Source organism: Qipengyuania sp. MTN3-11 (assembly GCF_042851825.1).
GTDB lineage: Bacteria > Pseudomonadota > Alphaproteobacteria > Sphingomonadales > Sphingomonadaceae > Qipengyuania.
Genome location: NZ_BTGM01000002.1, coordinates 347,520 through 370,286, shown reverse-complemented (window position 1 = coordinate 370,286; position 22,767 = coordinate 347,520). Strand labels below are relative to the sequence as shown.

Below are 22,767 nucleotides of genomic sequence, written 5' to 3'. Positions count from 1 at the left end.
CTATTCGCCCGACAGGTGCAGCGCCACCTCGCGGCGGTGCGGGCGGGCGCGGTGTTCGATCAGGAAGATGCCCTGCCACGTGCCCAACATCATCCGGCCATCTTCGACCGGGACTGCCAGCGATACGCCGGTGAGTGCAGCCTTGAGATGCGCGGGCATGTCGTCCGGCCCTTCGCTGTCGTGCTCGTAGATGTCGCTTTCCGGAGCGATCCGGCCGAGCCAGGCGACAAGGTCGCGTTGCACGGCGCTGGCGGCATTCTCGTTGATCGTCAGGCTGGCCGAGGTGTGGCGGCACAGCGCCGTCAGCAGCCCGGTGCGGATGCCAGTCCGTTCGATCCAGCCGGCGATACGTGCGGTGAGGTCGATCATCCCGGGGCCGCTGGTGTCGACGGCGAGGATATGGGTGTGATGGCTCACGGTCTGGTGGGCACGCCGAACAGGTCGTGCGCGTCGGCGTCTTCGATGACGGCGTCGATAATGTCGCCCGGCGCGCAATCGCGGGCCACATTGCGCAGGAACACCTGCCCGTCGATCTCGGGAGCGTCGGCCTGGCTGCGGGCGGTTGCGCCGATGTCGCCATCCTCGTCGGGCTCGCCGACCTCGTCGACGATGACGGGCAGGGTGCGACCGACCTTCGCCGCGAGCTTCGCCGCGCTGATGCGTTCGGTGACTTCCATCAACCTTGCGTAGCGCTCCTCCTTGACCTCCTCCGGCACCGGATCGGGCAGGGCGTTCGCCGCCGCACCCTCTACCTGTTCGAAGCGGAAACCGCCGACCCGGTCCAGTTGCGCTTCCTCGAGCCAATCGAGCAGATAGCGGAAATCCTCCTCAGTCTCGCCGGGGAAGCCGACGACGAAGCTCGAACGCACCGCGATGTCGGGACAGATGTCCCGCCAGCCCTTGAGGCGTTCGAGCACCTTCGCCTCGTTGGCGGGCCGTTTCATCGCCTTGAGCACCGCGCGGCTGGCGTGCTGGAAGGGGATGTCGAGATAGGGTGTCAGCAGCCCCTCGGCCATCAGCGGCATGACCTGGTCGACATGCGGGTAGGGATAGACATAGTGCAACCGCACCCAGGGCGGGGTGCCGTCCGCCGTCCGCAAGCCGCCGAGCTCGCGGGCGAGGTCGGTCATGTGCGCGCGGACCTGCTCGCCTTTCCACTCGCGCGCCTCGTGCCGCGTGTCGACGCCGTAGGCCGAGGTGTCCTGGCTGATCACGAGCAGTTCCCTGGTCCCCGCCGCGACCAGCTTCTCCGCCTCGCGCAGCACCGCGTCGATCCGCCGGCTGGCGAGCTTCCCGCGCAATTGCGGGATGATGCAGAAGGCGCAGGAGTGATTGCAGCCCTCGGAGATCTTGAGATAGCTGTAGTGCCGCGGCGTCAACTTCACGTCGGGTTGGGGGATCAGGTCGATGAACGGCCCCTGCGTCGGCGGAGCATGGGTGTGGACCGCCTCGACCACCGCCTCGTATTGGTGCGCACCCGTCACCGCCAGCACGCTGGGATGCGCGGCGCGGATCGCGTCGGCCTCCTCGCCCATGCAGCCAGTCACGATCACGCGGCCGTTCTCCGCGATCGCCTCGCCGATCGCCTGGAGGCTCTCCTCCTTGGCGCTGTCGAGGAAGCCGCAGGTGTTGACCAGCACCACGTCGGCGCCGGCGTAGTCGGGCGACATCGCATAGCCGTCGGCGCGCAGCCGGGTGAGGATGCGCTCGGAATCGACCAGCGCCTTGGGGCAGCCGAGCGAGACCATGCCGACCTTCTTCTGGTCGGGAATCGAGGTGGCGGTGGCAGTCATGATGGCGCGGCCCTCTACACCCGCGAAGGGATTTGCGCTAGCACGGCGTCGGGACGTGCTTCGGGAGGAGAGCGGCGATGAACCTGCTGGACGTAAACTGGGTGGCGGTGGTGATCGCCGCTTTGGCCGGCTTTCTGGTCGGGGGCCTGTGGTACGGTCCGATCATGGGAAGACGGTGGATGGCCGCGATCGGCCTGACCGAGGAAGACATGAAGAGCGCCGATGCCGGCAAGCTCTACGGCTTCACCTTCCTGCTGGCGCTGCTGGCCAGCTGGACGCTGGCCCACACGTTTGCGAGCTACGACCAGTCGCTCGGCTTCATGGTAAAGCTGCTCACGGCGTTCGGCGTGGCGCTGGGGTTCATCGTTCCGGCGCTGTGGACGAACTACCTGTTCCAGCGCGCCGACCGGCGCCTGTTCTGGATCGATGCCGGTTATTGGCTGCTGTTCTATATCGCGATGGGCTTGGTCCACGCGTCGATGGCCTAGGCGGCGGAGCGGAAATCGGATGGGACCGGTCGACTGGACGGCGGTGATCGCCGGATGGGGCGTGGCGGCGCTGCTCGGTGCCGCCTTCTACGGGCGGGCGGCGGTCCCGCGGAGCAATCTCGCGCTGCACGCGCTGGCGGCCCTGCTGCTGTTCGTCAGCATGGCCATGATCGGCCATATGTTCGCGCGGGTCGGGGCGGCGACCCTGCAGGCGAAGCCGTGGCTCTATTTCATGATGGCGGGCGGGCTGGCATCGACCTTCATCGGCCCGGCGGTGCTGATCAATGCAGTGCGCCGGGAGCGTGCGCTGGGGCCGGCGCTCTTCGATGCGGCCTATTGGCTCGTCGCCTTCCTCGCCGCCGGTGCGGTCTTTTGGCTGCTCGGCTGAACCCTCAGACGAGGTCGTCGGCGACGTGACCGTCGCCCTTCTCCTCGCCGCTCAGCGTGGGGATGATCTCGACGATCACATCTCCGGGTAGAAGGCTCTCGCATTCCGATTCCCAGAAACCCAGCGCCCGGCCGTCGCGATAGACCCTGAGGCCGCGCCCGCCGGTGCTGAGCTGCTGGATGGATTTGCCGCATTCCGCTTCGGTGACCTTGCGTTCGACCAGCTGGACGCGGCCCGAAACCGAGGCAAGGTCGGCAAGATATTCGGCGATATGCGCGCCCTTGGCGCTGCCCGCCAGCAACAGGCCGGTGAAGCGCACCGGGTTGATGACATTGGTCGCGCCCGCCTGGCGCGCCAGGCTCTCGTTGTCGTCTGCGCGCACGACCACGCTGATCGGGACATGCGGGGCGAGCGCGCGGGCGGTCAGGGTGATGAGGATGGTGGTGTCGTCGCGTCCGGCGGAGATCAGCACGTTGGCGGCCTGATCGATCCGCACCGCTTTCAAGGTCTCGTCGCGGGTGGCATCGGCGGCCATGATGTTGCAGCCGAGCGCCTCCGCGGCTGCGAGGCGTTCCTCGCTCGGGTCGATCACCACGATGCAGGTCGGATCGGTGCCGCGCTCGATCAGTTCGGCGACCGATTCCTGCCCGGAAATGCCATAACCCAGCACCACGATATGGTTCGACAATTGCTCCTGGATGCGGGCCATTCGCCATTTCTCCCAGCTGCGCTTGATGATGAAATTGTAGGCCGTGCCCACAAAGATGAAGAATACGGCGAAGCGGATCGGGGTCACGATCACCGCCTCGACCAGCCGCGCCCGGTCGCTGATCGGTGCGATATCGCCGAATCCGGTGGTGGTGATCGAGATCATGGTGAAATAGACGACGTCGAGGAAGCTGACCTCGCCGTCGAGATTGTCGACCAGCCCGCCACGATCCCACCAATGGATCATCACGACGATGAAGATCAGGAACAGTGCTGCGCCGAGGCGAATACCGAGATCCCCCCAGACCGGGATCTTCACCGCCCGGCGAAGTGGCTTGAAGCGGGGTCCGCGATAGACGCGGCGTTCCGATCGGGGTTTGAGGCTCTCGAGCTGGTCCGCCATCTACCGCCTGTGTGTCAGCCCGCGTAGCGTTCGGCAAGCGCGCCGAGCGAGCTGTGATGGGTGAGATCGAGCTGCAGCGGGGTGACCGAGACGAACCCCTCGTCGATCGCCTCGAGATCGGTGCCGTGGTCGAGCGTGTGCTCGATCGCCTGCAGGCCGAACCAGTAGTATTTGAAGCCGCGCGGATCGCGCCCCTCGACCACCGTGCCGCGCGAATAATCGTGGAACCCCTGCCGCACGGCGCGGATGCCGTTGACCTGCCCGGCAGCAAGCGGCGGGAAGTTGACATTGACCAGCGTGCGCTCGGGCAGCGGCGTGTCGAGCAGCGGCGCCAGCACTTTCGCGCCCCAGCCGCGCGCGGCATCGAACGTGTCCGCATCGGCATCGCCGTCGCGGCGGGTGACCTGGCTGAAGGCGATGGAGCGGATACCGGCGAGCGCGCCTTCGATCGCGGCGGAGACGGTGCCCGAATAGGTGATGTCGTCGCCGAGATTGGCCCCGCGGTTGACGCCCGAAAGGATCACGTCGGGCTCGGCCTCGACGATCTTGCGAAGGCCCATGGTGACGGAGTCGGTGGGCGTTCCGGTGACCGAGAACTTGCGTTCGCCATGCTTCCTCAGCCGCACCGGTCGGGTGAGGGTGAGCGCATGGCCCATGCCCGACTGCTCCTCGTCCGGCGCGCAGATCCAGATATCGTCGGTGAACTCGCGCGCGATTTCTTCGAGCACCTCGAGCCCCGGCGCATGGACACCGTCGTCGTTGGTCAGCAGAATGCGCATCAGGTCACAGGCTCCAGTTTGGCGATGCCGCCCATGTAGGGTGCCAGCGCTTGCGGTATCGTGACGCTGCCGTCCGCCTCCTGATAATTCTCCATCACCGCCACCAGCGTACGCCCGACTGCGAGGCCCGAGCCGTTGAGCGTGTGGACGAAAGCGGTCTTCTTCTCACCCTCCGGCCGGTAGCGCGCATTCATCCGCCGCGCCTGGAAATCGCCGGTGTTGGAGCAGGAACTGATTTCCCTCCAGGCGCCCTGGCCGGGCAGCCAGACCTCGAGATCGAAGGTTTTGCGCGCGCCGAAACCCATGTCCCCAGTGCACAGCAGCATGCGGCGATAGGGCAGCTCCAGCGCTTCGAGCACGCCTTCGGCGCAGCGGGTCATGCGCTCGTGCTCGGCCTCGCTGTCCTCGGGCCGGCAGATGCTGACGAGCTCGACCTTCTCGAACTGATGCTGGCGGATGAAGCCGCGCGTGTCGCGCCCCGCCGATCCGGCTTCGGAGCGGAAACAGAGCGTGTGCGCGGTGAGCCGCATCGGCTCGGCGAGATCGCCGAGGATCGTGTCGGCGACCGACGCGGTCAGCGGGACCTCGGAGGTGGGGACCAGCCAGCGGCCATCGGTGGTGCGGAAGCTGTCGTCGGCGAATTTCGGCAGCTTGTCGGTGCCGTACATCGCGCCATCGTTCACCAGCACCGGCGGGTTGCATTCGGTGTAGCCGTTCTCGCGGGTCTGGCGGTCGAGCATGAACTGGGCGAGCGCGCGGTGGAGCCGGGCGATGCCGCCGCTCAGGAAGGTGAAACGCGCACCCGAGAGCGCCGCGCCGGTCTCGAAATCCATCCCCAGCGCCGGGCCGATATCGGCGTGCTCCTTGGGTTCGAAGGCAAAGTCGCGCTTGTCGCCCCAGCGGGAAATCTCGACATTGTCCGCCTCGTCCTTGCCCTGCGGGACATCTGCGGCGGGCAGGTTGGGGAGCCCGGCGAGAAGGGCATCGAGCTCGGCCTCGACTGCCTTGGCCTGTTCCTCCATCGCCGGCATGGTGGCCTTGAGTTCGCCAACCTCGGCCTTGAGCGCTTCGGCGGACTCCTTGTCCCCCTTGGCCATCGCCTGCCCGATCGCCTTGGAGGCTTCGTTGCGGCGGCTCTGCGCCTGCTGGACCCGGGTCAGAGCCTCGCGCCGGCGGGCGTCGAGGGCGAGGATGCGGTCGGCGGCGGGCTCGACCTCGCGCGCGCGCATGGCGGCGTCGAAGGCCTCGGGGTTCGACCGGACGAAGGCGATATCGTGCATGGGCCGGCGCTATGCCCGCTCCCAATCCCGATGGCCAGAGGCGGCGTGCGGGGGCGCAATGGCACGCTTGCTTGTCAGCCGGGTTGTGCCCCTTTAGGCGGCGGGCTTCTGCGTCGGTGGAGCGCGGAACGCCGAATACTACGCTGAGCGAGGGCAAACGATTGCAACCCCATCCTCACCGTCCGCCACGGCGGAGCCGCTTCATAGACGGTCTCAACCTCGCGATCCGGGCCGGGCGCGGTGTCGGCCTGATCGAAGCCGTCCGGCTGGAGAAGGACCGCCTGCTCGCTGCAGCAAAGGAAGCGACCGGGCTCGACGATTTCGGCGATCCTTGGTTCGAACGACCGATGGAGGTCCTGCTCGACAGCGTGAAATCCGAAGCGCGCCTCAATCCGGCAGGCGAGGTTTCCGCGGCGGCGCAATTCCATCATGTCCTTCGCGACCGGTTGCTGGCGCAGTGGTGGTTCGAGCGGCACCCCGAAGTCCTCGCTCGCCCGATCAGGCGCCCGGTGGTGATCGTCGGCCCGATGCGGTCGGGGACGACGCGGCTGCACCGCCTGCTCGCCAGCGACAGCCGCTTCGCCCATCTGCGCAGCTTCGAGACCATCAGCCCGGTGCCGCGACCCGAGTTCGAGCGGGTGCTGGCCGGTGAAAGGAAGGATTTCCGCCCGGTTCTGGCTTCCCGGATCATGAATGTCGCGCGGCTCGCCAATCCGCGCACCCTCTCGATCCACCCCACCGGCCCTTACGAGCCCGAGGAGGAGCTCGGCCTGCTGGTCGCCAGCATGTGGGGGATGAAGCACGAAGCGCAGTGGCACGTGCCGACCTATGCCCGCTGGTGCGAGGGCGAGGATGCGACGCCCGCCTATCGCCACATGGCCGATCTGCTGCGGCTGATCGGCTGGTCGCAGCAGGAGAGCTCGCTGCGCCCCTGGGTGCTCAAGACTCCGCAGCACATGCTCGACCTGCCGGCGTTGCTGAACGTCTTTCCCGATGCGCGGGTGATCTTCAGCCACCGCGACCCGCAACAGGTGGTGGGGAGCGCCGCGTCGCTCGCCTGGAACCAGACGATCATCTATTCCGATCATCGCGATCCGGTGCGGCTCGGGCGGGAGTGGCTGCGCAAGACCCGGTTGCAGGTGGAGCGGATGATGGCGGCGCGAGCGGGAATCGCGCCCGAGAACATAATCGACGTGCGCTACGACGACATGGACCGCGACTGGCGCGGTACCATGGAGCGCATCTATCGCTTTCTCGATCTCGACTTCGACCCGGCGGCTCCGGGAATGGAAACTTTCATCGAGCGCTCGCAGAGGCTGAAAAGTCGCCCGCACCACTACAGTCTGGCGCAATTCGGACTCGATCCCGCGCAGGTTTCGGCCGAGTTGAGCGACTATATCCGCGCCTTCGACATTCCGCGCGAGGGCGACTTCGGCGACCGCCGCGCCGCCGCGCGATCCTGATGGGCACGGCGGAACGCCCACGCCTCTCCTTCGTTGCCGAACCAAAGGAGATTTAGCATGATCGGCAAGGTAATCGGAGCATTCGTCGGCGACAGGCTCGCCAAGCAGACCGGCGGCATCAACGGCGCCACCGGCGCGGCGCTGGGCGTGGTCGCGACCACGCTCGTCCGGCGGCTCAGCCTTCCTGCCATGCTCGCTATCGGCGCAGGCGGCTATCTGGCGAAAAAGCTCGCGGACAAGCAGTCTGCGGACAATTCGTCACGCAGCGACGGGTCGCAGCCGCCCCCCACCTCGACGGCACCCAAGACTGCCTAAACCCGCGATCCTTGCTTGAGAAGAGCCGCCGTCATGGCGGCTCTTTTCGTTCAAACCGCATTTTCGTCCCCCACTGTCCGGATCTGCGAAGATTCTTGCGCTCGTGTATGAGGGAGGCCACGCAGCTCGCGGATTGCGAAGGGAGAGACGTTCCATCGGCGGAGATTTCCTCATCGCGCTGGTTGCCGCCGTGCTGGCGGGCTTCGGCGGACGCGACCAGTTGCTGGCAGCGGCTATCGGCGAACGGCTCGGCATCACGAAGCCCCTGATCGGTCTGGCGCTGGCCAGCTCCGCAGCCACGGCTATTCTTGCCGCGTGGTTCGGCGGCGTCATCGGGTCGGATCTGTCCGACAGCGCGGAGACGATGCTGGTGGCGATCGCGCTGTTGATCGTTGCTGCCGAGCTCGTTCGGTGGCGGCCTGCTATCCTTGCGCGCGAACCGACGCATTCGCTCGGCGCGATGACGGTGGTGCTCCTCGCGCGCCAGATCGGCGATCCGCCGCGACTGATCGTCTTCGCGCTGGCTGCCGGGGGTGCCGTACCGATGGCGACCGGAATCGGCGGAGCGGTCGCTACAGTGGCAGGCATGGCGGTTGCACTGGCTATGGGGTATGATGGTCTCGTCCGGCTTCCCCTGGCGACAATCCGGAGGGTTCTCAGCGGCTTGGCTTTTGTGGCCGCAATCGTCATCGGATTGTTGGCGCGCGGATTGATCTGATCATCGATTATATCGATCAGAGCATCGCCGCGAAATCGCGAAACCCTGCCGTTGCCGAGCCGTTGGCAAGGTGAGACGAAGCGACGAAGGGAAAACATCATGAGCAAGCAGAAAAGCAATTCCAAAGCCGGTCTCGCCGCCAGCCTCAACGGTGCTTTGGCCGATCACCTGGCGCTGTATGTGAAAACCAAGAATTTTCATTGGCATGTCGCCGGGCCCCGTTTTCGCGACCTTCACCTCCTGTTCGACGAGCAGGCGAAGCAGATCGTGGCGCTGGTCGACGTCATAGCCGAGCGGGTGCGCAAGAACGACGAGCTCACCCTGACATCGATCGGATCGGTCGCCTCGAACACCCGCATCGCCGATCAGGACGACACGACTCTCGAGCCGGATGCGATGGTCGTCGAACTGCGCGACGACAACCGGAGGCTGCGCGACCGCTTGATCGAAGTGAAGGAAGCGGCCGAAAGCGCCGAGGACAATGCCACCAGCGGCCTTGTCGATGAGTGGATCGACGAGTGCGAGGAGCGCATCTGGTTCCTCGATCAGACAGCAAAATAGCATTCCCGTCTCTCGCCTCGTCCCGGCGTCGATCTTTCGCCTGATCGCGCCGGTTGCACATCGCCTGCGCCATCGCTGGCGCGTCTGGCGGGGAGCGCGGATCGAGGGTGTGACCATGATCGCTCGCGATGGCGAGGGGCGGGTGCTTCTGGTGCGTCATAGCTACGGCCCCGAAGGCTGGCATCTGCCGGGCGGGGGTTTGCAAAGGGGCGAGGATCCGGGCGATGCGGCGGTTCGCGAACTGGCCGAAGAGACCGGCTGCCGTGCCGAAGGCTTGGTGCTGGTCGGTCGGCTGGAAGAGACCCTGTCCGGATCGCCCCACACGGCCCATCTTTTCGCCTGCACCACCCGAGACCCGCCGCAGATCGACGGTCGGGAGATCGCCGAGGCACGGTTTTTCACCATCGATACTCTTCCCGACAGTCTCGGTCATCGGACGAAGGCCCGGCTGGGGATGTGGAGAGCTCGCGAGCGAGCCTGATTCGCTCCGGAATCAGAACAGCGCGAGCTGCGCGGCGCGCGCGGCCTTCTCCTTTCGCGAAAGCCGCTCGACGCCCTCGAGCGAGGAAAGGGTGAGACCCATCAACCGGATCGGGCGGGGCAGGGGGAGCTGATCCTCCAGCAATTCGCGGGCAATCTGCGCGAAGCGCGCCTTCGCCCCGACCAGCTGCGCAACCGACTTCGCGCGCGTGTTGAGGGTGAAATCATTGTATTTGAGCTTGAGCGTGACCGTGCGGCCTTTGGCCCCGTTCCGCTCGATCCGCTCCCACACGATGTCGACGATCCGCTCCAGCGTCTCGCGCAGTTCTTCGGCGGAATGCTGGTCCTCGTGAAAGGTGCGCTCGCCGCCGACGGATTTGCGCTCGCGGGTCGCGCGGACCGGGCGCAGGTCGATTCCGCGCGCGGCGCGGTGCAGATATTCGCCGAAGCTGCCGAAATGAGCGGTCAGCCATGCGAGCTCCTTGTCGGCAAGGTCGGCACCGGTTTCGATCCCCAGCCGCTTGCATTTCTCCTCCGCCTTGGGGCCGATGCCGTGGAAGCGGCGGATCGGCAGCGACTGGACGAAGTCCGCACCCTGCCCGGGGCGGATCACGCAGATCCCGTCGGGCTTGTTCTGGTCGCTGGCGAGCTTGGCGAGGAACTTGTTGTAGCTGACCCCGGCGCTCGCTGTCAGCTTCGTCTTGGCGCGGATTTCCTGTCGGATCATCTCGGCGATGCGGGTGGCGCTGCCGATGCCGAGCCGATCCTCGGTGACGTCGAGATAGGCCTCGTCGAGGCTCAGCGGCTCGACGAGGTCGGTATGATGGCGAAAGATCGCGCGTATCTGGTCGGAGACTTCGCGATAGACCTCGAATCGGCTCTTGCAGAACACCAGATCGGGACACAACCGCTTTGCGGTGACCGACGGCATCGCGCTCCGGACCCCGAACCGGCGTGCCTCGTAGCTGGCCGCGGCGACCACGCCGCGACCGCTCGAACCGCCCACTGCCACGGGTCGTCCTTGCAGTTCCGGATGGTCGCGCTGCTCGACGCTGGCGAAGAAGGCATCCATGTCGACATGGATGATCTTGCGCAGGCCGTCGAGCTCGCGTGCCTCGTCTCCATCGTTGTCGAAAGCGCTATCGGCCATGCGCGAATAGATAGCGTGGCAGGTTGCAAACCGGAACCTTTGCCGCCACTTCGCGCTTTGTGCAGATGCGAACCGAACAGATGGCGACGGGCGAACGGCCCCAGGCCGAAGCCGCCCGCCGTCCGAAGATCGGCGAGCGCGAACTGATCTGGATGATGGCGCTACTGATGGCGTGCAACGCCTTCGGTATCGACGCCATTCTTCCTGCGCTCGATGCGGTAGCCTCCGATCTGGGCGCGGCCGGAAACAGCCGGCAGTTCGTCGTCGGCGCCTATCTCCTGGCGGCCGGTTTCGGCACGCTGGTCCCCGGCGCCTTCGCCGATCGCTACGGTCGACGCCCGGTACTGTTCGTCGCCCTGTTCTTCTACATCACTCTGTCGCTGGCCTGCGCGGCGGCGACGAGTTTCGACATGCTGGTGGCGTTGCGCGCGGCGCAGGGATTCTTCGCCGCCGGCATCATCGCCCTGCCGCCAGCGATCATCCGCGACCGCGTGGGCGGCGACAAGATGGCCCGGATGATGAGCCTGATCTTCGTCATCTTTCTGCTGGTACCGGCGATTGCCCCCAGCATCGGCCAGTTCGTGCTGCATCTGATGGGCGACTGGCGGTGGATCTTCGTTGCCATGGCCGTGCTCGGTGCGGCGATGACGCTGTGGGTGCATATTCGCCTGCCGGAAACCCTGCACGAGGGGGATCGGCAGGACATCCATGTCCCGACGATCCTGCGCAACATGACGAGCGCGGTGACCCTGCGCGAAACGATCGGCTACACGCTGGGCAGCGCGCTGGTGTTCGGCGGGTTGTTCGGCTTCATCAATTCCAGCCAGCAGCTGATCGGCGAGGCCTTCGGCGCGGGCGACGACTTCCCGATGATCTTCGCGATCTGCGCCGGCTGCATGGCGATCGCCAACTGGTCGAACAGCCGCATCGTCGAGCGGGTGGGCGCGCGCCGCGTGAGCCATGTCGCGCTGTTCGTGTTCATCGGCGTCGCCGCCGCCCAGCTCTATTTCGCCAGCCAGCCCGACGAGACGCTGTGGACCTTCGTGCCGCTGATGGCTGCGAACATGAGCCTGCTCGGCTTCATCGGCGCCAATTTCGGCAGCATCGCGCTCCAGCCCTTCCGCCACATCGCCGGTGCCGCTTCCAGCGCGCAGGGTTTCCTGCGGATGACCAGCGGCGCTGCGCTGGGGGCCTTCATCGGCTATTCCTACGACGGGACGGCGCGGCCGCTCGCACTCGCCTTGCTGGCCACCGCGGTGTTGAGCCTTGTGTTCGTGATGTTCAGCGAGAAGGGCGAATTGTTCGGCCCCCCGGTCGCCGAAGACGATTGAGTTCGCGGGGAGGTCAGCCCTCTTCCGCCGGCTCCACCACCGCGAGCACGGCCTCGACCTGGACCTGCCCGCCTTCGCTCGCGGCCAGTTCGGTCACGGTACCGTCGAAGGGCGCGGTGAGCGCGTGCTCCATCTTCATCGCCTCGAGCACCATCAGCCGCTGTCCCGCGGAGACTTTGTCGCCCTCGGCCACATCGACCGCGATGACCTTGCCCGGCATCGGCGCGAGGATCGCGCCATCGCCCGCCGCCGCTGCGCCGGAGCCGCGGGTTTCGGTGTCGAAGCCGAACGCCTGACCGTTGTCGAAGACGACGACGCGCCTGTCCTCGGCAAAGCCCGTCAGTGACGGTTCGAATGGTTCCTCGTCCAGGTCCACGACGTGCGTGCTTCCGCGATGCGTCAGGGCGACGGCATGCCGTGGTGCGCGATTGAGGCGGAAGCCTGCCAAGCCTTCCGGTTGATCGTCGTTCGAAACCATGGCGATCCGCGCCGCGCCGCGAAGCACGGCCTCGTCCGGCTCGCCCGACGGGATCAGCGCGTCGCCCTTGTCCGCGATGAACCCCGTGTCGAGCCGCCCGGCTATGAAATCATTGTCCGACAGCGCGTTGGCGATGAAGGCGGCGTTGGTGCGCACCGGCCAGACCTCCGCTGTCTCGGCCATTTCGACGAGCAGATCGATGGCATCGTCGCGGTCCTCGCCCCAGGCGACAAGCTTGGCGATCATCGGATCGTAATGCGGCGAAATCTCGTCGCCTTCCTCGACACCGGTCTCGATCCGTCCGGCAACGCCGAGATCGAGCCATTCGAGCGGCCCGGTGCTGGGGAGGAATCCGCTCGAGGGGTCCTCGGCGTATAGGCGTGCCTCGACTGCGTGGCCCTCGATGGCGAGCTCGTCCTGCTTAAGCGGAATCGGCTCGCCGCTCGCGACGCGCAGCTGCCACTCGACCAGATCGACCCCAGTGATCTCCTCGGTCACCGGGTGCTCGACCTGAAGCCGCGTGTTCATCTCCATGAAGAATATGCGGTCGGCGCGCAGGCCCTCGCTGGCGTCGGCGATGAATTCGATCGTGCCGGCGCCCTCGTAGTCGACCGCCTTGGCGGCGCGGACGGCGGCGGCGCAGAGTTCCTCGCGCGTCATCTCGTCCATGCCGGGGGCGGGGGCTTCCTCGATCACCTTCTGGTGGCGGCGCTGGAGCGAGCAGTCGCGCTCGAACAGGTGGACGACATTGCCATGGGCATCGCCGAACACCTGCACTTCGATATGGCGGGGCGAGGTGATCCATTTCTCGAGCAGCACCTCGTCGTTGGAAAAGCTGGCCTTGGCCTCGCGCCGGCAGCTTTGCAGCATTTCCTCGAACTGCGCCGCATCGTCGACCTTGCGCATCCCCTTGCCGCCACCGCCGGCGACCGCCTTGATCAGGACAGGGTAGCCGATGGCATCGGCCTCTTTCTTGAGCCTCTCGACCGACTGGTCCTCGCCTTCGTAGCCCGGCGTCACCGGCACGCCGGCTTCGCGCATCAGCTTCTTGGCGGCGTCCTTCAGGCCCATCGCATCGATGCTCGACGGTTTGGGGCCGACCCAGATCAGCCCGGCGTCGATCACGGCCTGGGCGAAACCGGCGTTCTCGCTAAGGAAGCCGTAGCCGGGATGAATAGCCTCGGCGCCGGTCTCCTTCGCGGCGGCGATGATCCTGTCGCCCACGAGATAGCTCTCGGCGGCGGGCGAGGGGCCGATATGCACCGCCTCGTCCGCCTGTCGGACATGCAGCGCCTTGGCATCGGCATCGGAATAGACCGCCACGGTGGCGATCCCCATCTCGCGCGCGGTGCGGATGATGCGGCAGGCGATCTCGCCGCGATTGGCGATGAGGAGTTTCTGGATCATGCGAGCGCGCTAGCCCTGCGATCCGTGCGCATCAAGCTACCACCCGGCGACGGGGCGGAAATCGTGGCGGCTCCAGATGATCGGTTCGACCGGGGCGGGGGGGCTGTTGACCACCGCCTGGCCCAAAGCGCGCAGGATGTGCCACAGCTTTTCCGGTCCGCTCACCACCACACGCCGGTCCCATGCGAGCTGACCTCGGTCGAGCACCTTGCGCCCGATCGCGCCGTAGATGTTGGCTGCCGCCAGCACCGCCCAGCGCTGGCGGAAACGCAACCGTGCGGCACCGAGCCGTGCCGCCGCCTCGTGCTTTTCCATGAGCGCGATGAGGCGCGGCATGATCCCCGCGAGCTTGAAGCGGTTCTCGGGAGACGCGTGGTTGCCGTTCCCCCAGTCCGTTTCCGCCAGCCAGTCGGCGGGGATGTATCTGCGGCCGGCGGCATCGTCCTCGACCACGTCGCGCGCAATGTTCGCCATCTGGAAGGCGATACCGAGGTCGTTGGCCCGGTCGAGTGTTTCGCCATCCTCTTCCGGCACGCCCATGACCCGCGCCATCATGATCCCCACCGCCCCGGCGACGTGGTAGCAATAGCGCAAGAGATCGCGCTCGTTCGCGGGGGCAAAGCGGCTGGCATCGAGCGCGAAGCCAGAGATGACGTCGTTGGCCATCTCCATGGTCAGATTGCATTCGTCGGCGACCAGGCCGAAACCGTCGAAGGCGGCCTCGGCGGTCGGCTGTTCCTCGAAGGCGCGGCGGGTGAGGACGCGGATCGCCTGAATCCGGTCCTCGGCGTTCTTGGGGGTCCCCTGATCTCCTAGCGGCCCACCCCGGTCCTGATTGTCTGCGATGTCGTCGCAGCGGCGACACCAGGCGTAGAGCAGCCAGCTGCGCTCGCGCGTCAGCCGGTCGAACAGCTTGGAGGCGGCGGCGAAACTGTGCGAACCCTTTTCGATCGACTCCTTCGCCTTGCCGACCAGATGCGCGCGGTCTCGCCCGCCGCCGGCGCGCGCGGGGGTGGCGCGGATGTAGCGCGAGGAGACATATGTGCGCGGCTTGTTCAGAGGTCCTCCACCGTCATCCGGAAGATCGGCGTATGCGGCTCGTAACTTTCCATTTTCTCCAGCAACGCGCTTAACGTTTCCTCGGCGATAATTATCCCCTGATGCGCGGGGCGGACGAAACCGACCTCCGCCATATGCCGGTTGAAGGCGATCAGATGGTCGAAGAAGCCGAAGGCGTTGAGCAGGCCCACCGGCTTGGTGTGATAGCCCAGCTGCGCCCAGCTGACCGCCTCCCACAACTCGTCCATCGTGCCGACGCCGCCGGGGATGGTGACGAAGCCGTCGGACAGGTCGGTGAACTTCTGCTTGCGCTCGTGCATCCCGCCGACGAGATGGAGTTCGGTGCAATCGTGGTTGGCGACCTCCGAATTGGCGAGCGCGTCGGGGATCACGCCGATTACCTCGCCACCTGCATCGAGTGCCCCCTTGGCCACCGCGCCCATCAGGCCGAGCCGACCGCCGCCGTAGACCACGCCGATCCCGCGATCTGCCAGCCTCTGTCCGATCTCCCGGGCGAGTTCGATATAGCGCGGATCGGTAGGGGTGGCGGAACCGCAATAGATGGCGAGACGCTGCAAATTCGCACTCACCTGGCCAGATCCTCCAGCATCAGCCCGGCGGTCGCCTTGGCACTGCCGACCACGCCGGGGATGCCCGCGCCCGGATGCGTGCCGGCGCCGACGAGGTAGAAATTCTCGATCGCATCGTCGCGGTTGTGGCCCCGGAACCAGGCGCTCTGCGTCAGCACCGGCTCGAGGCTGAACGCGCTGCCCATGTGGGCATTGAGATCCTGCGCGAAATCCTTCGGCGCATAGTGGAACTTGGTGACGATCCGGTCGTGCAGGCCCGGGATCAGCCGCTTCTCGATCTCGTCAAGCACGCGCTTTTCCAGGATCGGTCCCATCTCGTCCCAGTCGACCGAGAGCTTGCCCATGTGCGCCACCGGAACCAGCGCGTAGAAACTGCTCATCCCATCCGGCGCGACCGAGGGATCGGTGACGCTGGGGTGGTGCAGATAGATCGAGAAATCGGCGGGCAACACGCCCTTGTCGTAGATGTCCTCGAGCAGGCCTTTGTAGCGCGGGCCGAACAGGATCATGTGGTGTGGGATACCGGGCCAAGCGCCCTCGACGCCGAAGTGGACCACGAACAGGCTCGGGCTGAAGCTCTTGCGGCCGAGCGATTTCGCGTAGCTCGCGCCACGCTTGGTCCCGGCCAGCAGGTCGCGGTAGGAATGCATGATGTCGGCGTTGCTGGCGACCGCGTCGAACCGCGCCTTCCAGCCGCTTTCCGTCTCCACCTCGCTTGCGCGCTTGCCGTAGGTGTGGACCCGCTTCACCGGATCGGCGAGCCGGATCGTGCCGCCGAGCCGCTCGAAATGGGTGACCATGGCGGCGATCAGGCGATTGGTGCCCCCCTTGGCCCACCACACGCCGCCATCCTTCTCCAGCTTGTGGATCAGCGCATAGATCGCGCTGGTCTTCATCGGGTTGCCACCGACGAGAAGGGTGTGGAAGCTGAACGCCTCGCGCAGCCGCTCGTCCTCGATGAAATGGCTGACCATCGAATAGACGCTGCGCCAGGCCTGCTGCCTGGCCAGCGCCGGCGCGGCCTTCAACATCGACTTGAAATCGAGGAAGGGCACATGGCCGAGCTCGACATATCCCTTCTGGTAGACGGCAGCCGAATAGTCGAGGAAGCGCTGGTATCCGGCGACGTCTGCGGGGTTGAGCCGCGCGATCTCGTCGAACAGGTGCTGCTCGTCGTTGGAATAGTCGAACTGCGTTCCGTCGGGCCAGGCGAGCCGGTAGAACGGCATGACCGGCATCAGCTCGATGTCGTCGGCCATGTCGTGGCCCGACAGCGCCCACAGCTCGCGCAGGCAGTCGGGATCGGTGATGACGGTAGGGCCGGCATCGAAGGTAAAGCCGTCCTTCCGCCAGTGATAGGCGCGCCCTCCGGGCTTGTCCCGGCCTTCGAGGATCGTGGTCCGTACGCCCGCCGACTGAAGGCGGATGGCGAGCGCGAGACCGCCGAACCCGCTGCCGACGACGCAAGCGGTCTTTCCGGTCGGCTGGAGATCGGTGGCGTCGGCGGCGAGCGTCGTCTCGGCGTTCATCGCCTGTCCCCTTGGACCAGAGGCGCGGATTTGCCAAGCAAAGCGGTCACGGCTTTGCCGATCGGGACCGGCGGCTTGCCGGAAAGGATGCGCAGCTTGTCGAGAGGGGTCGATCGGGCGGCGTAGAAGCGCTCGATCAGCGGCTCGGGCAGGCGGTAGAAGCGCTCGAAGATGCGATAGCGCTCACCAGGGGCGGCGGCTCCGAACAGCATTCGGCCGAGAAGGCGGTAGAAGCGCGTGTTTTCCCAGTGTCGGCGCGCGCGCTCGGCAACGAAGCGAGCCAGTTCAGGGCCATCGTGGGTCTCCGCCGCTCGCGCGATGGCAAGCGCATTCGCCACCGCGATCGGTACGGTGTAGCTCGTCAGCGGGTGGACGAAACCGCCCCGCGCACCGGCCAGGGTCACGCCCGGCTGGTCGAGCGAGGCGCGGTAGGCAGTGAAATCGCCCCCGGTGATCACCGGCAGCATTCCGGTCTCGGCATGCACGACTTCGCCATCCCAGCCCCTTTCGCCCACATACTGCGCGATACGCGCTTCGATGACCGGTCGGTCGAGGCGGGGTTCGTCCTGATAATAGGTATCCTCGAGAAACAGGTCGTTCTCGCCGAGCGGCAGGAGATACATGAACCGGTAGCCGCCGATCTGTTCCACCGCCGCGTCCATGATCACCGGACGGACCACCCCATGCGGCCGCGTCATCCGCCAGTGCTGGCCGAGGAAGGCCTGCCAGCCGCCGGTGAGGTGCGGCGAGGGCGGGGCCTCGCGGCAATCGATCACGCGCGCCGCGCGGATCGTGCTGCCGGTCTCCGACGTGACCGATCCGGCATCGAGCGCGGTGACCCGCGTTCCGGCAAGGATCGCTTCCTGCGGCAGCAACCGGCGCAGCGTCGCATCGAAATCGCTGCTGGCGAGCGAGCGGTAGTCGGCATCGAGCTGCCGGGAATGCGTGGGGAAGCGCACCTCGTTCCCACCGTTCCAGTGCTTGGCGGGGAAGGCCTCCAGCAAGGCCGTGCCCTGTGGGTCGAGATCGCTCTCGAACCAGCTCCAGCGATGGTTGCCGCCGAAGCTGTCGCCCGCCTCGATCAGGGCCACGCGCATGGCCGGGTGAGCGCGGTGCATGGCCAGCGCGATGAGCCCGCCGGCGAGGCCCCCGCCGACCACCGCGATGTCATAGGAGCGCCCGTTCATGCCTTCCGCACTAGGCGCGGCGACCACGCCCGGCAATCACCCGAGGAACGCGTCGGGCTTCCGTCCGTTCGGAGCAGATCACGAACGAGGGGAATAACATGATCGGTCGTCTTGCCTTGGTCGGCGCAACTCTAGCGTTCGCATCGCCGCTCGCCGCACAGGAGGCCGGAGACGACGACACGACACCGCCGTCCTACGAGGGCACGGTGTTCGACGGAGACTATCTCAGTGTCGGTGCGGGCATCGCCTATGTTCCGAGCTACGACGGGTCCGACGATTACGTCATCTCGCCCCTGCCGATCGTGCAGGGCTCGCTCGGCGGGGTCGACATCAATCCTCGCCCGGGCGGGGTGGCGCTCGATTTCATTCCCGACAGCGACGGGTCGGTCGATCTGTCGCTCGGTATCGCCGGTAGGTTGCAGCGCAACCGCGCATCCCAGATCGAGGACCCCGTGGTGCGCTCGCTCGGCGAGCTCGACACGGCCATCGAGGTGGGTCCGACCGCAGGGATTTCCTTTCCAGGCGTGCTCAATCCCTACGACAGCCTGAGTTTCAGCTCCGACGTGCGCTGGGACGTCGCGGGCGCGCACGAGGGCATGGTCGTCGCCCCCTCGGTCACCTATTTCACGCCGCTTTCGCGAGGCATCGCCGCTTCGCTCACTGTGAGCACCAATCACGTCGATGGCGACTACGCCGATTACTATTACTCGGTCTCCCCCGCGGACAGCCTCGTCAGCGGGCTGCCGACATTCGACGCGGATGGCGGCTTCAAGGATGTGGGCGTGACTCTGTTCATGGGTTTCGATCTCGATGGCGATGTGACGAACGGCGGTTTGGCGATCGCCGCGATCGCCGGATATTCGCGCCTCCTGGGTGATTTCGAGGACACCCCATTCACCAGCATCCGCGGGAGTGCGGATCAGTTCCTCGTAGGGGTCGGCCTGGGCTACACTTACTAGCACGGATCACGCCGGTGCCGCTTGCGCTGTCGCTGCGGACGGAGCATGAGGTCCTCCGAAAAGGGGGAATCGCCATGAAACGACTGCACAATCTCGCTCTGGCCGCGCTCGCGACGGCATCGATCCCGATGGCCTCGCCCGCGCTGGCCGATACCACTGTGATCCATGCCGGATCGGTCATCGCCGATCCCTCGAGCTCACCGAGCGGCCCCTCGACCATCACGATCGAAGACGGACGGATCGTGTCCATCGCTTCGGGCCACAACGCCGCGCCCGCGGGTGCCGAAACCGTCGATCTCAGGACCAAGACCGTGGTGCCCGGGCTGATCGATCTGCACGTTCACCTGACCGGCGATCCCGGCGGCGATTTCTGGCGCGAGGCGGTCGAGCCCGATGAATGGGGTGTCGTCGTGGGGGCCAAGAACGCGCGGGTCACGGCACTGGCCGGGTTCACCACGGTGCGCGAGGCTGGGAGCGCGCAGGAAACCGCCTTCTCGTTGCGACGCGGTACGGCCGAAGGGCTGATCCCGGGACCCAGGATCGTGGCCGCCGGACCTCCGCTCGCCATCGTCGGCGGGCATGGCGATGTCACCGGATTCCGTCCCGAGATCAACCGACTGCTCTCCTCCGGCTACACCTGCACCGGGGCGGTGGAATGCGCCGAGAAGGTCCGGCGAGCCAGCCAGAACGGGGCGGACGTGATCAAGATCACCGCCACCGGCGGCGTTCTCAGCCAGCAGGGCCGCGGGCTCGGTGCGCATTTCACCTCGGCGGAGATGGAGAGCATCGCCGATACCGCGCATTCGCTCGGCCTCAAGGTCATGGCCCATGCCCACGGCGCGCGCGGGATCGAGGCGGCGAGCCGGGCCGGGATCGATACGATCGAACACGCAACCTTCCTCGACCAGGCGGCCGCCCGCGCGATGCGCGAGAACGGCACGGTGCTGATCCCCACGCTGATGGCCTTCAAGGGCGTGTCCGAAGGGCTGGGCAAGGGCATCTACACGCCGGTCGTCGAGGCCAAGATTCGCGAGACCTACGAGACCGCGCAGGTGTTCCTGCGCCGGGCCCTCGAATGGGACGTGCCCGTCGCCTTCGGTACCGACGCCGGCGTCTTCGCGCACGGCCGCAATGCCGAGGAGCTGGGCCTGATGGTCGCGCAGGGCATGTCGAACCGCGAGGCCTTCGCCGCTGCGACCACCGTCGCCGCCGAAGTGCTCGAGATGGAAAACGAGATCGGGCGCATCGCGCCGGGCTATTCGGCCGACCTCATCGCCATCGAGGGCAATCCGCTCGACGACGTCACCGTGCTCGAGGATGTCGATTGGGTAATGGTGCGCGGCCGGGTGATCGAATAGGCGCCGCCCGGCGACGTTGCCCATTTCCGAACCGCGTCTGACGATCTTCGCCCGCTGGCCCGAACCCGGGCTTGCCAAGACCCGTCTGATCCCGGCCTTGGGCGCGCAAGGTGCCGCACGAACCTACCGCCGGCTGCTCGAACACACGCTCGCCGAGGCGAGGGGCAGCGGCCTGTCGGTCGAGATGCGGACCACCGGTGCCGAGCCGGACCGCTTCGTCGCTGAATTCGGACGCGGCATCCGATATGTCGATCAGGGACCCGGCGATCTCGGCGAACGGATGGCGAGGGTGCCGGCACCTGCCATCATCATCGGCAGCGATTGCCCCGATTGCGATGCGGCGATGATCCGGCGAGCAGCTTCCGCCCTGCGCGATCATCCGGCGGTGATCGGGCCGGCGATGGACGGGGGCTATTATCTGATCGGCTTTACCCGCGCGCAACCGGCGCTCTTCGCCGACATGGAATGGAGCACCGATACGGTCTTCGAAGAAACCATGCGCCGGTTCGGCGCATTCGGCATCGAGCCGTTCGTCCTGCCCCGTCTGCGCGATGTCGACACGCCCGAGGACCTGTCCCGCTACCCGCAGTTCGCGCCATGAGCCTGTCGGTCGTGATCCCGGTGCTCGACGAGGAGAGGGTCCTTCCGGGGCTCGCGGCGCGTCTGGCGCAACTCGATCCCGCGCCGCAGGAAATCCTGATGGTCGACGGCGGCAGCATGGATGCCTCCGTGGCCATCGCCCGCCAGGCCGGCTGGCGCGTCCTGGCCAGCGAGCGCGGCCGGGCGCGGCAGATCAATGCCGGGGTCGCGGCGGCCGAGGGCGAGCTGGTCTGGGTGCTCCACGCCGACACCCTCCCTCCGACCGATGCCGTGGCGGTCATCGAAGGCACGCTCGCCGACAAGCGGACCGCGCTCGCCAGCTTCACTCCGGTGATCCGCGGTCCGGGTGGCACGCGCTGGGTCACCACTGCGCACAATTGGGCCAAGACCTGGTACGCCCCGCTGATCACCCGACCGCATCTGTTCCTCCGCGGCGTCCGGTTGCTCTTCGGCGATCACGCGATGTTCTTTCGGCGCGCGGACTTTCTCGCCATCGGGGGCTGCACGCCGGGGGACGCGGTGATGGAAGAGGCCGACCTCTGCGTGAAATTCGCCCGGCTCGGCCGCGTCCGCATGGTCGCGCGCCGGGTCGAGACGTCGGACCGGCGGATCGCGGCATGGGGTCCGTGGAAGGCGAACTGGATCTATTTCAAGGTCGGCATGCTCTGGGCCTTCGGCCTGCGCGACCGCATGGCACGGCACTATCCCGATGTCCGCTAGGCGGCGGGAAGAAACCCCTCGCGGATGCAATAATCGATCAGGCGCCGGACGTAGGTCGGGCCGGTCGGCGGACAGGCGCAGCCGGTAATTGCGCGCGAAGTGCTGTCGTCGAAGCGCGGATCGCGCTGGAAGTAGGCGGCGTAGAGCCCGGCGGTCCGCCGGTAGAGCCGCCGTTCGCGGGCTGGCAGGCCGGACGGGTCGAAACGCTCCGGATCGACCAGCTCGGGCGTCCGGAACTGCGGATAAGCGGCGATGCAGCCCGCGAAATCGGCGACCGGCAAGGGGTTGCCCGAGACCAGATGGCAGGTCTTGCCGGCCGCCTCCTCCATTCTCTCCGCAATCGCCACGATCCCGCCGGCGACGTGATCGATCGGCACGAAGTCGAGCGTCGCGATTGCGGATGCGGGCATGTGACGAACCAGACCCAGCGCGATCAGCTTGAAGGCAGCGTAGATCGTGTCGAACTGGCGGATCGCGCCGTCTGAATGCGCGCCGGTCACGATCGAAGGGCGGGCGATCGCCCAGCGCAGTTTGCTCGTCCGCACCAGACGTTCCGCCGCCGCTTTGCTCGCTTCGTAACCATTGGCGAATCCGGCATCGGGGAGCGGATCCTGCTCGGTCACGGTTCCGCTCCGCGCGCCGCAGACATAGGCAGTGCCGACGTGAAGAAAGCCCATATCCCCCGCTTCGGCCAGCGCCAGCGCATGGGCCGTGCCCCCGACGTTCACCGCCGCATAGTCTGCGTCGGAGAGATCGAAGCGGACGCTGGCCGCGCAATGGATCAGGAGTTCGTGGGTCTTCGCAACTCTTTCGAACCGCTCGGCGTCCCATCCGAAGAGGGATCGCGCGACATCGCCTCGCTCGACATTCGCAACCGCGACGGGCTTGCCATCGTTGGCCCGGATTACCGGATGGCGATGGATAATCGCCGTCACTCGATGTCCCGCCGCGACGAGCCGCGCGCAGACCTCTCCGCCGATAAGTCCGGCGGCACCGGTGACGAGAATTCTCAACATTGCTTCC

The 22,767-nt window shown here is 66.6% G+C and carries 24 protein-coding genes; 12 read left to right on the top strand and 12 right to left on the bottom strand.

The features are described from left to right. Nucleotides 1-417: a secondary thiamine-phosphate synthase enzyme YjbQ gene (locus tag ACGHN1_RS09000; protein WP_390550482.1), complete on the bottom strand. Its 417-nt coding sequence runs from the start codon at nt 415-417 to the stop codon at nt 1-3. Further along, nucleotides 414-1,793, bottom strand: a complete 1,380-nt coding sequence (rimO, locus tag ACGHN1_RS08995; RefSeq protein WP_390550480.1) for a 30S ribosomal protein S12 methylthiotransferase RimO — start codon at nt 1,791-1,793, stop codon at nt 414-416. Before rimO ends, ACGHN1_RS09000 begins: the two co-directional genes overlap by 4 nt. 77 nt (nt 1,794-1,870) lie before the next feature. Between rimO and ACGHN1_RS08990 the strand changes: the two genes are divergently transcribed. Beyond that, complete coding sequence (locus ACGHN1_RS08990) at nt 1,871-2,281, top strand: DUF1761 domain-containing protein (protein WP_390550478.1); 411 nt, start codon at nt 1,871-1,873, stop codon at nt 2,279-2,281. A gap of 19 nt (nt 2,282-2,300) precedes the next feature. Then, nucleotides 2,301-2,669, top strand: a complete 369-nt coding sequence (locus tag ACGHN1_RS08985) for a DUF1761 domain-containing protein (RefSeq protein WP_390550476.1) — start codon at nt 2,301-2,303, stop codon at nt 2,667-2,669. 4 nt (nt 2,670-2,673) lie between these two features. Here ACGHN1_RS08985 and ACGHN1_RS08980 read toward each other — a convergent pair whose 3' ends face one another. From ACGHN1_RS08980 to serS, 3 genes are read right to left on the bottom strand one after another with little or no spacing between them, the layout of a single operon-like run. Next, nucleotides 2,674-3,780 carry a potassium channel family protein gene (locus ACGHN1_RS08980; RefSeq protein ID WP_390550473.1) on the bottom strand — a complete coding sequence of 369 codons (1,107 nt, stop codon included), beginning with the start codon at nt 3,778-3,780 and terminating at the stop codon, nt 2,674-2,676. A 14-nt stretch (nt 3,781-3,794) separates the two neighbouring features. Beyond that, nucleotides 3,795-4,559, bottom strand: coding sequence for a 5'/3'-nucleotidase SurE (gene surE / locus ACGHN1_RS08975; protein WP_390550471.1), 765 nt, complete (start codon nt 4,557-4,559; stop codon nt 3,795-3,797). Further along, on the bottom strand, nt 4,559-5,839 hold the full coding sequence (gene serS, locus ACGHN1_RS08970) for a serine--tRNA ligase (RefSeq protein WP_390550469.1): 1,281 nt from the start codon (nt 5,837-5,839) through the stop codon (nt 4,559-4,561). The genes surE and serS overlap by 1 nt, the downstream gene beginning before the upstream one ends. Nucleotides 5,840-6,000: 161 nt before the next feature. Between serS and ACGHN1_RS08965 the strand changes: the two genes are divergently transcribed. The 5 genes from ACGHN1_RS08965 to ACGHN1_RS08945 all read left to right on the top strand — a co-directional run bounded on the left by ACGHN1_RS08965 (nt 6,001) and on the right by ACGHN1_RS08945 (nt 9,377). Beyond that, a complete protein-coding gene (locus tag ACGHN1_RS08965; RefSeq protein WP_390550467.1) occupies nt 6,001-7,302 on the top strand; it encodes a sulfotransferase family protein in 1,302 nt (433 codons plus the stop codon). A 57-nt stretch (nt 7,303-7,359) separates the two neighbouring features. Continuing rightward, a complete protein-coding gene (locus ACGHN1_RS08960) occupies nt 7,360-7,617 on the top strand; it encodes a hypothetical protein (RefSeq protein ID WP_390550465.1) in 258 nt (85 codons plus the stop codon). A gap of 133 nt (nt 7,618-7,750) precedes the next feature. Continuing rightward, on the top strand, nt 7,751-8,335 hold the full coding sequence (locus ACGHN1_RS08955; protein ID WP_390550463.1) for a hypothetical protein: 585 nt from the start codon (nt 7,751-7,753) through the stop codon (nt 8,333-8,335). Nucleotides 8,336-8,434: 99 nt separating this feature from the next. Further along, on the top strand, nt 8,435-8,896 hold the full coding sequence (locus ACGHN1_RS08950) for a Dps family protein (protein ID WP_390550461.1): 462 nt from the start codon (nt 8,435-8,437) through the stop codon (nt 8,894-8,896). A 115-nt stretch (nt 8,897-9,011) separates the two neighbouring features. Beyond that, nucleotides 9,012-9,377 carry an NUDIX domain-containing protein gene (locus ACGHN1_RS08945; protein ID WP_390550914.1) on the top strand — a complete coding sequence of 122 codons (366 nt, stop codon included), beginning with the start codon at nt 9,012-9,014 and terminating at the stop codon, nt 9,375-9,377. 12 nt (nt 9,378-9,389) lie between these two features. Here ACGHN1_RS08945 and dinB read toward each other — a convergent pair whose 3' ends face one another. Then, a complete protein-coding gene (gene dinB, locus ACGHN1_RS08940) occupies nt 9,390-10,526 on the bottom strand; it encodes a DNA polymerase IV (RefSeq protein ID WP_390550459.1) in 1,137 nt (378 codons plus the stop codon). Nucleotides 10,527-10,591: 65 nt separating this feature from the next. Between dinB and ACGHN1_RS08935 the strand changes: the two genes are divergently transcribed. Beyond that, complete coding sequence (locus tag ACGHN1_RS08935) at nt 10,592-11,857, top strand: multidrug effflux MFS transporter (RefSeq protein WP_390550913.1); 1,266 nt, start codon at nt 10,592-10,594, stop codon at nt 11,855-11,857. A 13-nt stretch (nt 11,858-11,870) separates the two neighbouring features. Here the strand turns inward: ACGHN1_RS08935 and ACGHN1_RS08930 are convergent, their stop codons facing one another. The 5 genes from ACGHN1_RS08930 to crtY form a co-directional block, all read right to left on the bottom strand. Continuing rightward, complete coding sequence (locus ACGHN1_RS08930) at nt 11,871-13,742, bottom strand: acetyl/propionyl/methylcrotonyl-CoA carboxylase subunit alpha (protein ID WP_390550457.1); 1,872 nt, start codon at nt 13,740-13,742, stop codon at nt 11,871-11,873. Nucleotides 13,743-13,778: 36 nt separating this feature from the next. Beyond that, on the bottom strand, nt 13,779-14,693 hold the full coding sequence (locus ACGHN1_RS08925) for a phytoene/squalene synthase family protein (protein ID WP_390550912.1): 915 nt from the start codon (nt 14,691-14,693) through the stop codon (nt 13,779-13,781). A gap of 104 nt (nt 14,694-14,797) precedes the next feature. Further along, complete coding sequence (locus ACGHN1_RS08920; RefSeq protein WP_390550911.1) at nt 14,798-15,379, bottom strand: TIGR00730 family Rossman fold protein; 582 nt, start codon at nt 15,377-15,379, stop codon at nt 14,798-14,800. A gap of 8 nt (nt 15,380-15,387) precedes the next feature. Beyond that, nucleotides 15,388-16,920, bottom strand: a complete 1,533-nt coding sequence (locus ACGHN1_RS08915) for a phytoene desaturase (RefSeq protein WP_390550455.1) — start codon at nt 16,918-16,920, stop codon at nt 15,388-15,390. Further along, the gene (gene crtY, locus ACGHN1_RS08910; RefSeq protein WP_390550453.1) at nt 16,917-18,107 is read right to left on the bottom strand and encodes a lycopene beta-cyclase CrtY; all 1,191 of its coding nucleotides are present in this window, start codon (nt 18,105-18,107) and stop codon (nt 16,917-16,919) included. Before crtY ends, ACGHN1_RS08915 begins: the two co-directional genes overlap by 4 nt. Nucleotides 18,108-18,205: 98 nt before the next feature. On the opposite strand from crtY, the gene ACGHN1_RS08905 reads away from it, so the two are divergent. The 4 genes from ACGHN1_RS08905 to ACGHN1_RS08890 all read left to right on the top strand — a co-directional run bounded on the left by ACGHN1_RS08905 (nt 18,206) and on the right by ACGHN1_RS08890 (nt 21,744). Beyond that, entirely contained in the window at nt 18,206-19,066 is an 861-nt protein-coding gene (locus ACGHN1_RS08905) for a MipA/OmpV family protein (protein WP_390550451.1), read from the top strand. 74 nt (nt 19,067-19,140) lie between these two features. Next, nucleotides 19,141-20,424: an amidohydrolase family protein gene (locus ACGHN1_RS08900; RefSeq protein WP_390550449.1), complete on the top strand. Its 1,284-nt coding sequence runs from the start codon at nt 19,141-19,143 to the stop codon at nt 20,422-20,424. A 16-nt stretch (nt 20,425-20,440) separates the two neighbouring features. Then, a complete protein-coding gene (locus ACGHN1_RS08895) occupies nt 20,441-21,025 on the top strand; it encodes a TIGR04282 family arsenosugar biosynthesis glycosyltransferase (RefSeq protein ID WP_390550447.1) in 585 nt (194 codons plus the stop codon). Next, nucleotides 21,022-21,744, top strand: coding sequence for a glycosyltransferase (locus ACGHN1_RS08890; RefSeq protein WP_390550445.1), 723 nt, complete (start codon nt 21,022-21,024; stop codon nt 21,742-21,744). The genes ACGHN1_RS08895 and ACGHN1_RS08890 overlap by 4 nt, the downstream gene beginning before the upstream one ends. Here ACGHN1_RS08890 and ACGHN1_RS08885 read toward each other — a convergent pair. Next, nucleotides 21,741-22,760: an SDR family oxidoreductase gene (locus ACGHN1_RS08885; RefSeq protein ID WP_390550443.1), complete on the bottom strand. Its 1,020-nt coding sequence runs from the start codon at nt 22,758-22,760 to the stop codon at nt 21,741-21,743. The two genes, ACGHN1_RS08890 and ACGHN1_RS08885, sit on opposite strands and share 4 nt — an antisense overlap. Nucleotides 22,761-22,767: the final 7 nt, after the last annotated feature.

Bases quoted from the DNA above. Each gene is read 5' to 3' on its own strand.
- ACGHN1_RS08885 (WP_390550443.1), bottom strand. From the start codon at position 22,760: ATGTTGAGAATTCTCGTCACCGGTGCCGCCGGACTTATCGGCGGAGAG.
- ACGHN1_RS08950 (WP_390550461.1), top strand. From the start codon at position 8,435: ATGAGCAAGCAGAAAAGCAATTCCAAAGCCGGTCTCGCCGCCAGCCTC.
- ACGHN1_RS08990 (WP_390550478.1), top strand. From the start codon at position 1,871: ATGAACCTGCTGGACGTAAACTGGGTGGCGGTGGTGATCGCCGCTTTG.
- ACGHN1_RS08980 (WP_390550473.1), bottom strand. From the start codon at position 3,780: ATGGCGGACCAGCTCGAGAGCCTCAAACCCCGATCGGAACGCCGCGTC.
- surE (WP_390550471.1), bottom strand. From the start codon at position 4,559: ATGCGCATTCTGCTGACCAACGACGACGGTGTCCATGCGCCGGGGCTC.
- ACGHN1_RS08945 (WP_390550914.1), top strand. From the start codon at position 9,012: ATGATCGCTCGCGATGGCGAGGGGCGGGTGCTTCTGGTGCGTCATAGC.
- rimO (WP_390550480.1), bottom strand. From the start codon at position 1,793: ATGACTGCCACCGCCACCTCGATTCCCGACCAGAAGAAGGTCGGCATG.
- ACGHN1_RS08935 (WP_390550913.1), top strand. From the start codon at position 10,592: ATGCGAACCGAACAGATGGCGACGGGCGAACGGCCCCAGGCCGAAGCC.
- ACGHN1_RS08890 (WP_390550445.1), top strand. From the start codon at position 21,022: ATGAGCCTGTCGGTCGTGATCCCGGTGCTCGACGAGGAGAGGGTCCTT.
- dinB (WP_390550459.1), bottom strand. From the start codon at position 10,526: ATGGCCGATAGCGCTTTCGACAACGATGGAGACGAGGCACGCGAGCTC.
- ACGHN1_RS08960 (WP_390550465.1), top strand. From the start codon at position 7,360: ATGATCGGCAAGGTAATCGGAGCATTCGTCGGCGACAGGCTCGCCAAG.
- ACGHN1_RS08985 (WP_390550476.1), top strand. From the start codon at position 2,301: ATGGGACCGGTCGACTGGACGGCGGTGATCGCCGGATGGGGCGTGGCG.
- ACGHN1_RS08915 (WP_390550455.1), bottom strand. From the start codon at position 16,920: ATGAACGCCGAGACGACGCTCGCCGCCGACGCCACCGATCTCCAGCCG.
- serS (WP_390550469.1), bottom strand. From the start codon at position 5,839: ATGCACGATATCGCCTTCGTCCGGTCGAACCCCGAGGCCTTCGACGCC.
- ACGHN1_RS08905 (WP_390550451.1), top strand. From the start codon at position 18,206: ATGATCGGTCGTCTTGCCTTGGTCGGCGCAACTCTAGCGTTCGCATCG.
- ACGHN1_RS08930 (WP_390550457.1), bottom strand. From the start codon at position 13,742: ATGATCCAGAAACTCCTCATCGCCAATCGCGGCGAGATCGCCTGCCGC.
- ACGHN1_RS08900 (WP_390550449.1), top strand. From the start codon at position 19,141: ATGAAACGACTGCACAATCTCGCTCTGGCCGCGCTCGCGACGGCATCG.
- crtY (WP_390550453.1), bottom strand. From the start codon at position 18,107: ATGAACGGGCGCTCCTATGACATCGCGGTGGTCGGCGGGGGCCTCGCC.